Source organism: Mesorhizobium sp. M6A.T.Cr.TU.014.01.1.1 (assembly GCF_004022765.1).
Taxonomy (GTDB): domain Bacteria; phylum Pseudomonadota; class Alphaproteobacteria; order Rhizobiales; family Rhizobiaceae; genus Mesorhizobium; species Mesorhizobium mediterraneum.
Map to the genome: position 1 here is coordinate 29,611 of NZ_RZPG01000007.1, position 16,923 is coordinate 46,533.

Annotated in this window: 16 protein-coding genes; 9 read left to right on the top strand and 7 right to left on the bottom strand. The window is 62.6% G+C overall.

Annotated features, from left to right (window positions below; all coding sequences use genetic code 11):
• Positions 1–128: 128 nt before the first annotated feature.
• The 3 genes from clpS to EN885_RS09810 all read right to left on the bottom strand — a co-directional run bounded on the left by clpS (position 129) and on the right by EN885_RS09810 (position 1,305).
• Positions 129–434: an ATP-dependent Clp protease adapter ClpS gene (clpS, locus tag EN885_RS09800; protein WP_126105247.1), complete on the bottom strand. Its 306-nt coding sequence runs from the start codon at positions 432–434 to the stop codon at positions 129–131.
• 289 nt (positions 435–723) lie between these two features.
• Complete coding sequence (locus tag EN885_RS09805) at positions 724–939, bottom strand: hypothetical protein (RefSeq protein WP_095484207.1); 216 nt, start codon at positions 937–939, stop codon at positions 724–726.
• A 36-nt stretch (positions 940–975) separates the two neighbouring features.
• Positions 976–1,305 (bottom strand): hypothetical protein, encoded by a 330-nt coding sequence (locus EN885_RS09810; RefSeq protein ID WP_095484206.1) that lies wholly within the window; start codon positions 1,303–1,305, stop codon positions 976–978.
• A gap of 236 nt (positions 1,306–1,541) precedes the next feature.
• Here EN885_RS09810 and EN885_RS09815 point away from each other — a divergent pair, with 236 nt between their 5' ends.
• Together EN885_RS09815 and EN885_RS09820 are read left to right on the top strand one after the other, a co-directional pair.
• The gene (locus tag EN885_RS09815; protein ID WP_127206640.1) at positions 1,542–2,258 is read left to right on the top strand and encodes a response regulator transcription factor; all 717 of its coding nucleotides are present in this window, start codon (positions 1,542–1,544) and stop codon (positions 2,256–2,258) included.
• The gene (locus tag EN885_RS09820; RefSeq protein WP_128241918.1) at positions 2,255–3,658 is read left to right on the top strand and encodes an ATP-binding protein; all 1,404 of its coding nucleotides are present in this window, start codon (positions 2,255–2,257) and stop codon (positions 3,656–3,658) included. The genes EN885_RS09815 and EN885_RS09820 overlap by 4 nt, the downstream gene beginning before the upstream one ends.
• Positions 3,659–3,895: 237 nt before the next feature.
• Here EN885_RS09820 and choV read toward each other — a convergent pair whose 3' ends face one another.
• The 3 genes from choV to EN885_RS09840 form a co-directional block, all read right to left on the bottom strand.
• Entirely contained in the window at positions 3,896–5,077 is a 1,182-nt protein-coding gene (gene choV / locus EN885_RS09830) for a choline ABC transporter ATP-binding protein (RefSeq protein ID WP_095484203.1), read from the bottom strand.
• The gene (choW, locus tag EN885_RS09835) at positions 5,074–5,928 is read right to left on the bottom strand and encodes a choline ABC transporter permease subunit (protein ID WP_095484202.1); all 855 of its coding nucleotides are present in this window, start codon (positions 5,926–5,928) and stop codon (positions 5,074–5,076) included. The genes choV and choW overlap by 4 nt, the downstream gene beginning before the upstream one ends.
• A gap of 123 nt (positions 5,929–6,051) precedes the next feature.
• Positions 6,052–6,987 (bottom strand): choline ABC transporter substrate-binding protein, encoded by a 936-nt coding sequence (locus tag EN885_RS09840; RefSeq protein ID WP_095484201.1) that lies wholly within the window; start codon positions 6,985–6,987, stop codon positions 6,052–6,054.
• Positions 6,988–7,254: 267 nt separating this feature from the next.
• Between EN885_RS09840 and EN885_RS09845 the strand changes: the two genes are divergently transcribed.
• From EN885_RS09845 to EN885_RS09855, 3 genes are all read left to right on the top strand, one after another.
• On the top strand, positions 7,255–7,860 hold the full coding sequence (locus EN885_RS09845) for a thymidine kinase (protein WP_095484199.1): 606 nt from the start codon (positions 7,255–7,257) through the stop codon (positions 7,858–7,860).
• Between the two features lie 90 nt (positions 7,861–7,950).
• Entirely contained in the window at positions 7,951–9,150 is a 1,200-nt protein-coding gene (locus EN885_RS09850) for a glycosyltransferase family 4 protein (protein WP_128335172.1), read from the top strand.
• A 124-nt stretch (positions 9,151–9,274) separates the two neighbouring features.
• The gene (locus EN885_RS09855) at positions 9,275–10,642 is read left to right on the top strand and encodes a Mur ligase family protein (RefSeq protein ID WP_128241917.1); all 1,368 of its coding nucleotides are present in this window, start codon (positions 9,275–9,277) and stop codon (positions 10,640–10,642) included.
• Here the strand turns inward: EN885_RS09855 and EN885_RS09860 are convergent.
• Entirely contained in the window at positions 10,611–11,921 is a 1,311-nt protein-coding gene (locus tag EN885_RS09860) for a Mur ligase family protein (RefSeq protein ID WP_128241916.1), read from the bottom strand. The genes EN885_RS09855 and EN885_RS09860 overlap by 32 nt on opposite strands.
• 263 nt (positions 11,922–12,184) lie before the next feature.
• On the opposite strand from EN885_RS09860, the gene EN885_RS09865 reads away from it, so the two are divergent.
• From EN885_RS09865 to EN885_RS09880, 4 genes are all read left to right on the top strand, one after another.
• Positions 12,185–13,273, top strand: a complete 1,089-nt coding sequence (locus EN885_RS09865; protein ID WP_126105239.1) for a hypothetical protein — start codon at positions 12,185–12,187, stop codon at positions 13,271–13,273.
• 35 nt (positions 13,274–13,308) lie between these two features.
• Positions 13,309–14,454, top strand: a complete 1,146-nt coding sequence (locus tag EN885_RS09870) for a hypothetical protein (RefSeq protein ID WP_128241915.1) — start codon at positions 13,309–13,311, stop codon at positions 14,452–14,454.
• Positions 14,455–14,478: 24 nt separating this feature from the next.
• Positions 14,479–16,389: an ATP-binding protein gene (locus tag EN885_RS09875; protein WP_128241914.1), complete on the top strand. Its 1,911-nt coding sequence runs from the start codon at positions 14,479–14,481 to the stop codon at positions 16,387–16,389.
• 69 nt (positions 16,390–16,458) lie between these two features.
• Entirely contained in the window at positions 16,459–16,869 is a 411-nt protein-coding gene (locus EN885_RS09880; protein WP_127206762.1) for a DUF559 domain-containing protein, read from the top strand.
• Positions 16,870–16,923 lie beyond the last annotated feature (54 nt).

The following is a 16,923-nucleotide window of genomic DNA, read 5'->3' on the forward strand; positions in this document are numbered from 1 at the left end:
AGCGCCAAGACGGTTGAGGGGTGTTGGACGGAGTGTCGGCAGTGCCAAGCTGGAGCACCCCTCATCCGACCGAGCTTCGCTCGGCCACCTTCTCCCACACAAGGGGAGAAGGAAGAACGCGAACCGCACTACTCCTCCGGCTCCGTCGTGAACATCAGCGGATAGCCCTTGGCTTTGCCGGCATCGGTCGCCCGCGTCGCCTTGGTCTCGGCGACGTCCCTGGTGAAGACGGCGACGACGCAGACGCCGCGCTGATGAGCGGTGATCATCACCCGCCGCGCCTGGTCTTCGCTCAGCTTGAATTCGCCCTTGAGCACCGTCACCACGAACTCGCGCGGCGTGAAGTCGTCATTGAGGAGGATGACCTTGTAGAGCTTCGGCCGTTCGATCTTCGGCTGCGTCTTGGTGCGGGGTTTTGTCGTGATTTCAGGCATCGGAACCCGGCAGTTGCGCGCAAGAATTTCGCTTTTATTCTGACATGAACGAAAGCGATCGTCCATTTTGAGCCGCACACAAACCGCCTTCCAAGCGGGTGCGGCCGTTCACAAGTCCATGCCTATGTGGGAACTGCCGGTTGCCGTTCAACGGCTTGGTGCAGCGAAGCCCGGCGGGAATTTCGATTGGCTCCGCGACAGAGGCCGCCCATCTGGGACGAAAAAGAAGACCGCTCCAGGCGCATCGCAACTGGAGCGGTCTTCTTAGTGGACAAGAGATGTCGCTGGATCAGGCCTTCGGAGCTGCCTTGACTGCGTGCTTCTTGTGCTTCTTGACGGTCTTCTTGGCGGCGACCTTCTTCACCATCTTGGCCGGCGCAGCGGTCGTCGCGGTCGTCGCAGCCGCGGTCGTGGTGGCGGCGTTGGCGCTGCTGGCGCCGAGAACCGGCATCGAGAAGGCAAGCGCGATGGCGAGACCGAGAGCGGAGAGGAGGGACTTTTTCATGGCTTCGTTTCCTTGTTGTGCAGATCGGATTGAGCGTCACTGAACGGGGTCGATCGGTGTCACTCCAAGCAGCTTCAAAGCGTTGGCGAGCATCCGGATTCCCTGTGCCTGTTTCTTGTTGGCGCAGAACCGGTTTCCCTTCCTTTGAAGTGCCTTCGCAGCGGTGACCTGCGTTGCCGCGGCATGGGTTTCGAGGGCTTCGTCGAATTGACGGCTCAGATCGCTGCAACGCTCGCTCCGGGTGATCGCCGCCTTTGTATCGGCCACCTTTGCATCGGCCACCTTTGCATAGGATTGTTCGACCGCGGCGGTGATAAGCGAGATGCCGAGCAACACACCCATCAGGCTGATCGAGAACCTTTGCATTGGTTTGTCCGTAATCCCGTAACGCGTGCCGCAGCCGATGACCTGACCGCCACGGCACCACTTATGCCTTTGATTTTTTTCGGGAGTTTTTCCGAACTGTAGAATTTTGTTTCTGGATTGTTTCTGAGCAACCTGTTCGGGATCGCTTATCGTCACCGGCCAACATATGGCCTGAATTCTATCGTGTGGGTGATTATCGAACGGCGGTTTCGCCATCAATGACGGCAGGGCTCTCAGTGAAATCCGACGCGCACATACTGATCGTCGACGACGACAAGGGCATTCGCGACCTGCTTCAGGAGTTCTTCCAGAAACGAGGGCTGCACACGTCGGTCGCCGCCGACGGTACCGAGATGGAAGCCGTGCTGCGCCGCGCGCAGGTTGACCTTATCGTTCTGGACGTCATGCTGCCCGGAAAGAGCGGGCTGGAGCTTTGTCGCGATCTTCGCGCCAACCATGCGACACCGATCATCATGCTGACCGCCGTCACCGAGACGACCGACCGCGTCGTCGGGCTGGAAATGGGCGCCGACGATTACGTGCCGAAACCTTTCGATCCGCGCGAGCTGCTGGCGCGGATCCGAGCCGTGCTTAGGCGCAACGGCGCCGCCGAGCCGCGGCGGCCCACCTCGCGGCAGATGTACCATTTCGCCGGCTGGACGATGGACTGTTCGCGCCGTCGGCTGATGGCGCCGGGCGACGTCAGGGTCGAGCTGACCATGGCGGAGTTCAACCTGCTGCAGACGTTCGTCAAGAGCGCGCAGCGCGTGTTGAGCCGCGACCAGCTCATCGAACTGTCAGGCGGCGACAGCGGCTACAGCTTCGATCGCAGCGTCGACATTCTGGTCAGCCGGCTGCGGCGCAAGATGGAGGACGACCCGAAAACGCCGAAACTGATCCTGACCGTGCGCAGCGGCGGCTATCAGTTCCTGCCCGAAACGACCTCCGAATGAGACGCGTCCTGCCGCAGACCCTGCCCGTCTGGGTGCTGCTCATCGTCATCGCCGGCCTGCTGATCAGCCAGATCACGACGCTTTACATCGTCTCGCGCGACCGTGCCGCCGCCAACGGCGTGGTCGATCTCTACAGGCTCAATGATCGCGCCTTCTCGCTGGTGCAACTGATGCATGCCGCCTCGCCCGAAGCACGCAAGGCCACCGCATCCGGCCTGTCCAACGCGACCTACGCGCTTACCGTTTCGGACACGCCCGCCGTCGCCTCGTCGATAGCGGGCGACGACGAACTGGCCGAACTGGAGGACATACTGGTCGGGCGGCTGTCGAAATTCGGCATTACCGATGCGCGGGTTCGGCGCGATCCGGCGACACGGGAAGCCGACGACGGGGGCGCGATCGAGGGTCGCGATGTCGGCGAGGTCGAGCGAGACCTCCTAGTGCTGGCCGCCGATTTCGCCCAGAGCGACAAGCTGACAGCGTCGCTCCGCTTCGCCGACGGCCAATGGCTGAACTTCACCGAGCCGAACACTCCGATGGGGCCGATATTGAGCTTCGACAGCCTGCCGCTCTATGCCTTGATCGCCGGGCTGGTGGTGGCCATGTCGATATGGTCGCTGCGCCGGCTGACCGCGCCCTACCGGATGATGGAAACCGCAGTGAAACGGATCGGCAACGACCTGAAGAGCCCGCCGATCATCGAGACCGGCAGTCGCGAGATCCGCACCGCGGCAAAAGCGGTCAATGCCATGCAGGCAAGGCTGCGCGACTATGTCGAGGATCGCGAACATCTTGCAGCAGCGCTCGCGCACGACCTGCGAACGCCGCTGACAAGAATGCGGCTGCGTCTCGAACTGCTGCGGAAATCGGCGGTTCGCGCCGCGCTGACGCATGACCTCGCCGACATCGAGGAGATTGCCAGCTCGGTGATCGACTTCGCCACCTTCGAGGTAACCGAGGAGAAGAGCGAACGGATCGATTTCTGGTCGCTCGTGGAATCGGTCGCCGACGGCTACGAGGAGGTCTCGTTCGACAATGACGACACGCGCTCGCGCGGCGTCATCTGCCTTGCGCGGCCGGTCGCGCTCAGGCGCTGCGTCACCAATCTCGTCCAGAACGCCGTGACCTACGGCAAGAGGGCGCATCTCAGCCTGCATCGATCGGGAAAGACGATCACGCTAGCCATCCGCGACGAGGGGCCAGGCATACCGCAGGCCGAGCTCGACGCCGTGTTCGGCTCGTTCGTGCGCTTGGAACAGTCCCGCAACCGCCAGACCGGCGGCCTCGGCCTTGGCCTGACGATCGCCCGCAACATCGCCCGCAGCGCCGGCGGCGAGGTAAGCCTGTCCAATCACCCCGGCGGCGGCTTGCTGACGGAGCTAAGATTGCCGCTGGCGTAGCTGGCGGTATCGGGCCAAGGCAGCGTTCCTTCGCGCCCCCCTCTGGCCTGCCGGCCATCTCCCCCACTTGGGGGGAGATCGGCAGTTTCGCAGACGGCTCTCACATTCCAACGTTTGTAGTTGGCGAAATCGGCAATGACAGCCAATCTCCCCACCTGTGGGGGAGATGTCCGGCAGGACAGAGGGGGGCGCGAAGGAGCGCGGCAGTTGTTTTTTTCTCTCCTCCCGAGGAGAAAACTACCGCCTCAACACCGCGCTCAACACATCCCTGATGCCGATGGCGCCGACGAAGCGCGACTGATCGTCGAACAGCGCCACGGGCGCGGTCTGCGAGCGGTGCATGGCCAGCATCACGGTTTTCAGCGAGGTGCCGGGATTGGCCCAGAACACCTGCGCCGTCTCCTCCGGCTGCGCCTCGACATCGGCGCAGGACACCCAGAACGCCGGCTTGCCGTCACGCTCGGCCGCCGCCACCAACCCGTGCTCGTCGATCTTGAAACGCGTCGTCTTGCGGCGGTCGAGCCACACCCAGCCGTCCTCGCCGTGGTCGAGGTCGCGGCGGTCGCGCATCACGTTCCAGGCGGTCAGCACCGAGAGCGGATTCACATTGGCGATGAAGTCGCGGACATAGTCGTTGGCGGGGCGCAGCACGATGTCTTCCGGCGCGCCGGTCTGCACGATGCGCCCGCCTTCCATGATGGTGATGTGGCTGCCGATCTTCAGCGCTTCCTCGAGGTCGTGGCTGACGAAGATGATGGTCTTCTTCAGCTCGGCCTGAAGCTGCAGCAGCTCGTCCTGCAGCTTGGTCCGGATCAGCGGGTCGAGGGCCGAGAACGGCTCGTCCATCAACAGGATCGGCGCTTCGGTGGCGAACGCGCGCGCCAGCCCGACGCGCTGCTGCATGCCGCCGGAAAGCTCGTGCGCATATTTCTTCGACCATTGGTCGAGATTGACCAGTTTGAGCTGGCGATGCACGCGCTCCTTGCGCTCGGCTTCGGGCACGCCGGCGAGCTCGAGGCCGAGGCCGACATTCTCCTCCACCGTGCGCCACGGCAGCAGACCGAACTGCTGGAACACCATCGCCACCTGCTTCTGCCGCAGCCGCCGCAGGGTGGCCTCGTCGCAGGTGACGACATCGACGGTCTTGTCGCCGTCCTTGACCAGAACCTGGCCGCGCGAAACGACGTTCAGCCGATTGACGGCGCGCAACAGCGTCGACTTGCCGGAGCCGGACAAGCCCATGAGCACGGAAATCTCGCCTTCGTGCACGGTGAGGCTTGCCCCGGCGCAGCCCAGCACGTTGCCGGTCTTTTCGAGGATCTCGGCGCGGGTGGCGCCGCTGTCGATGAGCGCAAGCGAGCCGGCCTGGTCGCTGCCGAAGACGATATCGACATTCCTGAAATCGACGGCGACGGTCATTTCTTGCCTCCAACGCCAATGCGGGTCATCCGGTCGAGCACGATGGCCAGCACGACGATGGCGAGGCCGGCCTCAAGCCCGAGGTCGATCCTGCGCGAGCCGAGCGCCCGGTTGATCTCGGTGCCGAGGCCGCCGGCGCCGATAAGGGCCGCGAACACCACCATCGACAGCGACAGCATGATCGACTGGGTCAAGCCGGCCATGATGGTGGGCAGGGCCGAAGGCAGCTCGACCTTCCAGAGCAGTTGGCGCCTGGTGGCGCCGAAGGCCTCGCCGGCCTCGATGATCGATTTCGGCACCGAGACGACACCGAGATGGGTGAGACGGACCGAGGTCGGGATGACGAAGATGATGGTGACGATCAGGCCGGGCGCGTTGCCGAGCCCGAACAAGGTCAGCACCGGGATCAGGTAGACGAAGGTCGGCAGCGTCTGCATCAGGTCGAGCACCGGCAGCATGATGCGGTAGACCTTCGGCTTGTGCGCGGCCCAGATGCCGAGCGGCACGCCGATTGCCATCGAGGCGGCGGCGGCGGCAACCACCAGCACCAGCGTCTCCACTGTCTGCTTCCAGAGGTTCTGGTTGAGGATGAACAGCAATCCGATGAAGACGGCGAGCGCCAGGCCCTTCGAGCGCTGCAGGACATAGGCGAGCAAAGCGATCAAAGCGATGAGCAGGACGGGCGGCAACAGAAGAAGTCCGTCGACCATCCCATCGAGCAGGAAATTGAGACCGTTGGAAAAGGCCCTGAGGACGGTGTTGAAATTGTCGGTGAGGAAGGTGAAAAAGGCCTTTCCCCAAGCGCCTATCGGAATCTTGTAGCTGACCAGGAATTTGGAGATCGGATCCATCTAGCCCCTCTTCTGTCGGCGCCGTCCTTGCCGGGCGGTCATCTTGTCACAGGATATGAAAAAGGGCAGCCTTTTCTACGTGGCTGCCCTCGTTCCAATTATCCCGAATTCAAGGTTATCGGCTCAGCTTCCGAGCGCGGTCTTGACCGCCGCCGCCGCATCGCCGCCGTCGAAAGTGGTCACGCCGGCAAGCCAGGGGGTGACCGCATCCGGGTGCTTCTTCAGCCAGTCGGTCGCGACCGTATTGGCGTCGCCGCCCTTCAGGATCGCGTCCATCATCTCGCCTTCCATGTCCAGATTGAACTTCAGATTGGCGATGAACTTGCCGACATTCGGGCATTCGGTCATGTAGCCCTTGCGCACGTTGGTATGGACGGTGGCGGCGCCGAAGCCGCTGTCGCCCATGCCGTCGAGATAGGCGAGTTTCATGGCGCCCATCACCGGATGCGGCGTCCAGCCGAGGAAGGCGATCCATTCGTTGTTCTTCATCGACTGCTCGGCCTGGGTGAGCATGCCGGCCTCGGAGGATTCGACCAGTTCGAAACCTTCGAGATTGGTCGCCGGGTCCTTGATCATGTCGAGGATGATGCGGTTGCCGTCATTGCCGGCCTCGATGCCATAGATCTTGCCGTCGAACTTGTCCTTGAACTTGCCGAGGTCGGTCAGCGTCTTGACGCCGGCGTCCGCCACATAGGTCGGCACGACGATGCCGTAACCGGCGCCGCTGAGGTTTTCGCTGACGGTCTCGACCGAGCCGTCGGCGGTGTACTCCTTGATGTCGGCGGTCATCGACGGCATCCAGTTGCCGAGGAAGACGTCGAGGTCCTTGTTCTTCAGCGACGCGTAGGTCACCGGCACCGAAAGCTGGATCACTTCCGGCTCGTAGCCGAGCGCGGTGAGCAGCACCGAGGCGACGCCGGTCGTCGCCTGGATATCGGTCCAGCCGACATCGGAGAGACGCACCGTCTTACAGCTTTCCGGATCGGCGGCGAAAGCTGCACTGGTGGACAGGAAAGCCGCCAGGCCGAGGCCGGCGACGAAGGAATTGAGACGCGACATAAAAATTCTCCCATTTCGATTCTTTGGCGAAGCGAAGTTACGGTTTTTATCTCCGCTTTGTTTCGTCAGCCAAACACCATTCTGGTGCGGTTTCAAGCAATAAGGCAATCGCGATCAACGGCGCGGACTGGCCGATCAGCGACACGCTGCCTGCTGCTCCAGCCGCTTTTCTGCTGGCCAGCCGCTTTTCCGATGAAATGCGCCTTTCCGGTGGAATGTGAGGACGCCCCCTCCCCGCGCCATGCGAACTCGGCTTAAAAGGGCGGCATGGCCAAGCTGTACTTCCACTATGCGACGATGAATGCCGGCAAGACGACGATGCTGCTGCAGGCTTCCTACAATTACCGCGAGCGCGGCATGACGACGATGCTGTTCGTCGCCGGCCACTACCGCAAGGGCGATACCGGGCTGATCTCGTCGCGCATCGGCCTTGAGACGGAAGCCGAGATGTTCCGCGACGGCGACGATCTGTTCGCCCGGGTCGCCGAGCATCACGACCATACGACGGTGCATTGCGTCTTCGTCGACGAGGCACAGTTCCTCGAGGAGGAGCAAGCATGGCAGCTCGCCCGCATCGCCGACCGGCTGGACATCCCGGTGATGTGCTACGGCCTGCGCACGGATTTCCAGGGCAAGCTGTTTTCCGGCTCGCGTGCGCTTCTGGCGATATCAGACGAATTGCGCGAGGTGCGCACCATCTGCCGCTGCGGCCGCAAGGCGACGATGGTCGTGCGCCTTGGCGCGGACGGCAAGGTGGCGAGACAGGGCGAACAGGTGGCGATCGGCAAGGATGTCTATGTCTCGCTCTGCCGCCGCCATTGGGAAGAGGAAATGGGCCGCGCCTCGCCCGACGATTTCATCGGCTTCACCTAAAGCGCACATGCTTTTGTGCGACATGCATTGAGCCTGACCAGCCCTATTTCGCTTTCATCGGTGCCCAGCTACGATCCAGGCGGGGCCAAAATGAAAATTCTGCAATTCACGGTCGACTGTCCGTATCCGCCGGTTTCGGGCGCCGAAATCAGGAACGCCGCCAATGCGCGGGCGCTCACCGCGCTCGGCGAAGTTCTGACCGTGAGCTTCACTGGCGGGCCGGCGCCTTCCCCGCCGCTCAACATCCGGCACCGGATCATCGAGGCGGCCCGCGGTCGCGGCCCCTGGCAGAAGCGCAGCGCGCATCCGACCGTGCATTTGATCCCGGCCGACGAACTGGCCGAAGCGGCCGCGATCTGGAAAAATTTCGCGCCCGACCTCGTCGTGGTCGAAGACATCGCGCTTTCGCAATTGCTGGCGTTGGCCCCGGAGCATGGCGGTCGGACCGTCGTCGACCTGCACAACATCGATTCGCGCACGCTGGCGGACCGCATCGGCGCGCTGTCCTTGTGGCAGCGTCTGCGGAGTTTTCGCGAGCATCGGGCCAAGATTGCCCAGGCACGCGAAGCCGATATCCTCGCCGCGAAGACGGCCGACCAGGTCTGGGTCTGCTCCGAAGCGGACCGGGCGACGCTGGCACTGGGACCGGCCCCTGCCCCTGACTTCGTCAAGGTGATCGCCAATCCCATCCCCGACGAGACCGTGCTTTCCCTGCCGATTGCCGACCGGCGATACCAGGAAATCCGCCTCTGCTTTATCGGCCACCTCGGTTACTTCCCCAACATCGACGCGGTCAAGCAGATCGGTCGCAAGATGGTGCCGCGCTTTGCGGCGTCCGGCCGCGACTGGTCGATCACCGTCGCCGGCAAGAACCCGCGGGGAATCGTGCGCCACTACTGCGCTAAGCACGGGCTCAATCTCGTCGAAAACCCACCGCGCCTGCCGGACCTGCTGGCCGCCGCCGGCTATGCGCCGATCCCGCTGAGGTTCGGCGGCGGAACCCGCATCAAAGTGCTGGAGGCGATGGCCGCCGGACTGGTCATCTGCGCCACGAAAAAGGCTGTCGAGGGGCTCTGCCTGGAAGCAGGCACGCACTTTCTGTCCGGCCGCGATGCCGGCGAGCTTGCCGCGAAAATCGTGACCTTCGCCGCAGAGCCGCAGAAGGCCGCCAAGATGGCCGATGCGGGGCGGGCGTTCGCGCGCGACAGGCATTCCTTCGCGGCGATCGAACGGTCGATCCTGCAGGCCGTCGACGGCCTGTCGGCGCGGCGGCCGGCCGCCAAGCCATAACCTCACATTGGCAACGCCGGTGCAGACTCCCTCTGGCGCAACGTTGCAACGGGCTGTGGACAAGGTAGAAGATGAACGCCTGTCCGGTCGTCCCGCCGGGCCGCAGGGGGGAAGTGTCGACAAGATGGAGCAACTTTCCGCACGAGCAAAGCGCCTGCTCGGTCTCGACCGCGCCGGGCCTTTGCGATCCAATTTGCGGCGATTGAAGGGCAAATATCGCATAGCGATGGCGCGCCTGCGCCGTCGACGAACGAAAGCCACCGTGATCGGCATCACCGGCAGTTCGGCCAAGACCACGACGGCGGAGCTTCTGGCTCATATCCTTGAAGGCAGCGGTTCCGTCCACAAATTGACGGTGAGCAACACATTCAACCGGCTGATCGAAAAGCTTTGGCGCTTGCCGCGAAATTCAGCCTATGCGGTGATGGAACTAGGGGTCATGGCCAAGGGGGACATGGCGCGGATGGCTTCGGTTCTGAAACCCGACATCGCCATCATGACGCTGATTGCCGACGAGCACCACTCGGCATTCGGCGGCACAGCTGCTGTCGCCGCAGAGAAACAGGCGCTGGTCGAGTCGCTGGCACCGGACGGCCTCGCCATCCTGAACGTCGACGATGATCTTATCGCGGCGATGGCACTGAACACCGTTGCGCCGTCCGTGACCTTCGGCCGCTCGGAGCGCGCCCGATACCGCGCATGCGACATTCATGCCGCCTATCCCCAGCGACTGAGCATGACGATACACTGGCCAGGCGGCGCACTTGCGCTCAGGACACGCCTCATCGCCGAACATTTCTGGCTTGCCGTGGCGGCAGCGGCTGCGGCGGCGCTTGAGCTCGGGGTCGATGCCAGGATTATCGCCGAAAGGGTCTCTACCTTCGAGCCGATGCCGACCCGGTGCGGCGTATGGCAGGTGCGTGAGGGGCCGACGTTCTTTGTCGACACGGCGAAGACGCCATTTCATTCGCTCGGGCTGGCCTTCGACATGCTTGGGCATGCCGATGCCGGTTACAAGCGCGTGGTGCTTGGTCATATCGCCGACTATGCCGGCAAGCCGGCAAAGGCCTATGGCAGCGCCTATCGCGCCGCGCGCGCGATTTGCGACCAGATTGTCTTCGTCGGCGAGCACGCCCATCGTTCGGGCGCGACACAAGAGGATCGCGACAGTGGCCGCTTCCTCGAAATGCGCTCGGTCCGCCAAGTCGCCGAGCACGTCAGGGCCACGCAACGGCCGGACGAAGTCATTCTGGTCAAAGGCTCACGCAATCTGCATCTCGAGCGCATAGCCCTTGCCGCAGACCACGATGTTCGCTGCTGGGAGCCGGTTTGCGGATATCCCAGAAGCTGTCTGGAGTGCGGGAAATACCTGATTCCATTCGAGCAACATCGGGAGATACGCGCAGCCGAGAAAGATGAACTGCGCGCGGTACGAAAACGCGCGAGCCTCTGGCGGCGCTTCACGCCCTTCCCGCGTCGTCCTTCAACCTGACTGGGCCGAAGACGTCGTCCATGACCGGCTTGATGTCGCCGACATGCGCGCCGAGCACCAGCAGGAGATCGTCCTCCGTGGCGAGGCTGGCCGCCAGCCGCAGCCCTTCCTCGTAACTGCCGGCGTTGTGGATCCGGGTTTCCGCCACGCCGCAGTTCATCAGACCTGCCTTGAGCAACTCGACAATCTTGGCTGGCGGCCGTCCGCGCCGGAAGATCGGCTCTTCGTAGCATATGAAAATGTCGAATCCCGGCGTGATCGCAGCGGCGACCCGCTCGTAGTTGAACCCTGGGCGATTGCCCCAGCAGCTGACCATGCAAAGACGCCGGCCCGAAACCGGGATTCGGGCCACTGCCGCAACCAAAGCCCGCGTGGCGGGCGGACTGTTGGCCCGGTCAACCACGATCCGGAACGGATACTGGTCAAAAATGTTGAACCGGCTGGGCAAATCTTCTGCCGAATTCGATAGCGAAAGCAGCGCCTCGGCAATGACGGCCAAAGGGACGCCGAGGGCGTCGGCAAGTGCGGCCGCAGCCATTGCGTTGGCTATGTTGTGGCGCAGGGCTCCGTTCATCGAGGAAGGCAGTTGCCAGGCGTCGACGACCAAATGGCGTGCGTCGCCCTGGCGGCGAACGATCCATTCGCGGCCCGCTTCATGTTCGACCACGAAAGCGACGTGACCTCCAGCAATGTGACGCCTGACCAGATCGTCTTGTGTCTCGAAGCCGAACAGCGTGACCCGGCCCGGGCGATATTGCTCCGCCAGCAAACGGCACGACGGGTCATCAGCACCAAGCACGACGCGCCGAGCGGCGTCTGTCACCTTGCGTTTCAGCCTGGCCATATCGGCAACGGTTTCGATGCCGTCCATGCCGATCTGCTCGTCCTGCACGTTGAGCAGTGCCGCCACGTCGCAACGTCCGAGGTAAAGCCCTCGCCGGTTAAGGCCGCCGCGCGCCGTCTCCAGAACCGCGGCGGTCACGTCGGGCCTGGCGAGCACAGTGCGCGCGCCGCTGTAGCCAGCGCGGTCGCCACTCTGGATCATCTGTCTGCCGACATAAATGCCGTCGGTCGTCGTCAGGCCGACGACATGCCCCTGACATTCGAGAATACGTGCCAGCATCCGGCTCGTCGTGCTCTTGCCGACGGAACCGGTGATCATGGCGACCGGCATCCTTGACCGCATCAGCCCACGCACTTGCGCGCGCAGCCGCCGCCGGAATTGTTTCAGTCCATTGCCGAAGTTCAAGGCGCCGCCCAGCCAGATTCCATGCGCCATTGTCGCGTCGGCTGACCAAATGTCCAGTGGCAGCCTGTCGACCGGGAAGAAACGCAATTGGTTGCTTTGTGACGGCAGTTATGCTATTGATTTGGGTATGGTGCTGATTGCGCCAACCACCCGCCGCGAGGCGGGTTTTTTGTTTCAGGCTTCGGCGCCATCCTTTATCGGCCTGCTAATCTTCCACCTTCCCTTCCCCCCATGCCACACATATATTCGCGGCGGTTCGCGACACGAAACAGATGCCGAAGCGGGAGGCCCCTATGGCGACATTGCAGAATTTCGATGCCGAAATTGCCAAGACCAAGCAGGTCGTGCAGGACATGCGCACGAAAATCGAGCAGTCCGGCACGGTGCTCGACACGCTCGCCAAGACCGACAAGAAGATCGGCGACGCCAATTTCGACCTCGAGAACGCCCGCATCGAGGATGTGCTGAAGCAGCAGAAGGTGATGGAAGGCAACATCGCCGACCTGATCATCGGGCTGGAGGACGCCACCAACGTCTTCGGCGCCGAATTCGAGAGCATGAAGAACTACACCGGCTGGGAAAGCTTCATCGGCATATTTTCCAGTCAGAGCAAGCAGCGCATGCGCACCGACCGTGTCCGCAACATGTCGCTGGCCGGCAATCTGCAGGAGCTGCTGGCGAAATCCGATACCATCGTCGGCATCCTCAAGGCGCAGAAGCAGGTTCTCGACCAGCGCTACAAGACCTCCGAGGCCAGCCTGTCGCAGGTGATCGAACGCCGCAAGACAACCATGTCCAATCTCGAGACCGTGCAGAAGCGCATCGAAGAGCTCAACCCGATGCTGCTCGACATCGAGAACAAGATCGCCGCCTCGACCAGCCAGAAGGAGCGCACGCAGCTTGAAGGCGAGCGTTCGAAACTGGCGACGGAATACAACGAAAAGCAGGCCAAGGAGCAGGAGCTGCTGGCCGAAAGCCAGACGCTGGAACGCTACACCTCGATGTTCCAGACCTTCGTCGATTCGCTCAACAACCAGATCGCGGCACAGTCGACGCTGATCAACAAGCTGACCATCGATACCGAGCAGCGCATCGTGCTCTACAAGGCGCTGGAAGACTCGCTGAAGACCGCCGCCCAGCAGGACGTCGCCCACAAGATCAACACGCTGGGCAGCCAGGTCGACAACACCGCCGAGGAGACCATGGCCGGCATTGGTGCTGCCTCGCAGAAGCACATTGGCGATCTCCTCGAAATGCACGAGAAGAACATGGTGGCGACCGCCGACATCCAGCGCCGCAAGAAGCTGGCCGACGATGCCTTTGCCCGCCGCTTCGACGACGTGCTGAAGAAGCACAATGCGGCAAACTACGTGCAGTCGTAATTGCTGCGCTCGCATACCTCCCAAGGGCTGGCTGCATGACCCCCGAAAACGAAGCGGCAACGCGTTATTTCTCGGCGATCACGGCAGCGCTCGGCGGCCTCGAAGTGTTCATGCGCGACGATCGCTCGCCGCTCTACCGGCACGGCATCGTCGCCAAGATCGTCGCCGAATATATTGCGCGGCTCGACAACTCCTTTGCCTGCTGGCGCAACCGGCTGGGTTTCATGGAGACGTTCCGCATTTCGCGCGCCGAAAGCGGCTTTCCGGTTTTCCAGAACCTGCTCGAACTGGAGAACGACCGCCGCCAGGCCGATACGCGTCTCGCCAACATACCGCTGGCCGACGAGTTGCGCGAGGAAATGGCCGACTTCATCCTGCGTCACAAGCAATTCCCCGAAGCGCTGCAGAAGTCGATGGCCGAGCGGCTCTATCTGGAGGGCGTCAAGGGCGAGACGACCTTCGGGCCCTTCACATTGGCGCAGACGGCAAAAGTCTCGGTCAATCCGAAGACGGGGCGGCCTTACTACCTCGTCCATTGGGCCACCTTCGACGGCAGCGCCAACCTGCCGCTGGTCTACATGGTGACGGTCGAGGATTCCTCCGAAGAGATGATCGAGCAGCTTGTCGACCGCAACGGCAAGCTCAACGAGAAGGTCGACATTCCGCTTCCCGTTGAAGGGCTGCTCAATCCCGAGCTTGCCCATCGCTTCGATGACTTCACCGAGAAGAATTCCGCCTACACGCTGTCGCCGGCGACGATCGCCGTCAACCTCGACAAGGATTTCGAGCCGCTCCACCCGAAGCAGCTGCGCCGCGTCGTGCTCGGTCCCTTCTATTCGGCAGGGATCACCGAGAACAATTCGACGGTGACCGACGTTCTGGCCAAGGTGCGCAAGCCGGAAAACGCCTGGCTCCTGACCTGGACCATCCAGGAGGTCTATTCCAAGGCCGAGAAGCCAGGCCGCAAAGGTCTGTTTTCAAGCGAGAAGACGACGCAGGAGTTCTTCATCGACACCGACGACCTGGAGGCTGCGCGGCAGGGCGTGTCGAGCTACGAGAACCACGCGCTGATTCCGCATGAGGCCTATCAGGCGCTCTACGCCGCCGGCGAGGCGCAGAAGATCTTTTCGGGCTACAAGGTCCACATCCTGTCCAAAGGACAGGTCATCAGTGACGTCTGACCGTCAAACCGCGGAGTATCCTTCATGGACACCGGCCTGACCACGATTTCGGAAGCGGCAATCGAAAAGCACCGCGCCACGGCGCAGAGCTTCATCACCCGCATCGTCGTGCTGGAGGACCCGTCGCGTGAATCCGGCACCCCACTTGCCGGCACCAACCGCCGCTTCGTCTCGACCGTCTCGGTCGGCTCGGTCAGGCGCACGCGCGAGGTCGAGCTTTCCAAGACAGTCGCCGCCGTCCATCCCGGCGATCAGCTGCTGAGCATTGCGCAACACATGCTTTTGTTTCGCACCCGGCGCGGGCTGGCGATCGCCCTGGCCATATCAGACGTCTTCGCCGAAGGGTCAGACCTCGAAAGCCTGCAGGCGAAAAACGCCCGCGCGCCGCTCGAAGGCGACGAGGCCGCCACATTCAAGAAGCTGCTGTCGGCCTCGGCCTATATTTCGGCTTTCAGCCTCGCCTCCTACCTGTTCCAGCTGATCGACAGCGACGGCGAGGCGCCGAACGACACGCCCGAGCCGGACTTCTTGTTCGACACGCCCCAGGACGCGGTGAAGTCGATCGTGTCCGGGCTCGACAGGGCGATATCAGGCGCGAAGGACGACGCCGACCTGATGACCCGGGCACGCGCCTTCGCCCGTGTCGCCATCGACGGGCTTTTGGCGCGAAAGGGCCGCTTCGACGGCATCGGCCCGTTCGAGAACGCGCATATCCGTATCGACGTCGACGACTTTACCCTGGATGGCTTCGACGTCGCGCCGGGCAAGCGGTCGAAGCCGCTGGTGATGACCTTCAAGAAGCCCGAAGAGGTCGTCGGCAATCACATCGCCAAGTACCAGTCGGTCAAGCTCGCCAAGATGCTGATGGCTTACGACTTCGAGCGCGAGCTGAACCCGTTCGTCGAGCTTGGCGGCTTCCTGTTCACGTTCATCGGCGACGGCGCGCCCGGCACCGGCAAGACGACGCTGATCCAGATGATCGCCGGTCTCGTCAACGGTTACTGCCAGGTCGCCGGATATCCCTTCGCCTATGAGAATTTCGGCGTCGACCAGATCTCCTCCTACCAGGGCAAATCGGGCCAGAACTGCCGTCAGTTCATCAACAATGTGCTGAACCCGCGCGTCATCGGCTTCGGCACCATCGACGACATCGATCAGGTGGCGGCGCGCCGCTCCGACGATCGCGCCTCGGCCGGCCAGCAGGAAATCACCGGTGTGCTGATGGACGCGTTCGCCGGTGCCGGCACCGTGGTGCGCGGCAACTGCTCCTTTGGCATGTTCTCCAACTACCCCGAAAACGTCGACGACGCGTTGCGCCAGCGCGCCGGCGCCCGCTGGCTGGTCGACGGGCCGCAGAGCCGCGACGACTATATCGACATTTTCGTGCTGCTCGCCGGCAAGAACCACAAGATCCCGCTTGGCGACCACAAGCTCTACGCCGCCCAGGAGATCAAGCGCGCGGTGATGGAAGCCTATGAAGAGCACGAGAAGCCCAGGGAAGACGGGCTGATGAAGGTCTACGAGCGCTACATGAAGGAGAATGGCGCGCCGAAGTCGATGGCCGACATCGGCACCTATCTGCACATGATCAAGGAGGCCGAGCCGCGTTTCACCGGCCGCGCCATCAAGAACGTCACCGACGCGATAAAGATGCGCGCCATGGACATCGAGCTGCCGGACGAATGGTTCGAGAAGCCGGAAGTCTTCATGCACAAGGGTTACGACGACAAGAAGGCGATGATCGAGGAACTGCGTGGGCCGTTCTCGATGGACATGGTCATGCAGGAGGTCAACCGCTACGCCGACTCGGAGTTCCGCTATTCCGACAAGTCCGACGACGCGGCGGTGACCAAGATGATCCGCGACACCCGCCTGCGCGACCGCGCGGTGCGCGAGATCGAGGAGCTGAAGAAGAAGGGCCTGTGGAATGCGTGAGCCTGGCGCTTCTCCCTTCTCCCCGTTTACGGGGAGAAGGTGCCCGAAGGGCGGATGAGGGGCAGCGCTGTGCGAGGTGGAAACGAGCCGAAGGTGGCGAGGGCCAGGCAGCTTCGAAAAGTCGAGAATGATGCCGAGGAATGGCTATGGCACGAACTGCGCGGGCGACGATTGAACGGCCACAAATTTGTTCGCCAACTACCGATCGGCCCCTATTTCGCCGACTTCGCCTGCCGCGAAGGCAATCTGGTTGTGGAAGTCGATGGAAGTCAGCACGCAAATCGATCTCAGGATCGATACAGGGATGAGACCATGAACAGGAACGGTTGGTCGGTGTTGAGGGTTTGGCACGCTGATGTCCTCACTGGCCGTAAGAGCGTACTGGATACGATCGTTGCGGCCTTGGATGGTCGGCTCAATCGGAAAATGATTGCTGTCGACGCGAAGTTTTTGCCCGCTTCAACGTCAGAGGAAAGATGATGAGCGTTTGCGCCGCCCCTCATCCGCCCTTCGGGCACCTTCTCCCCGTGAACG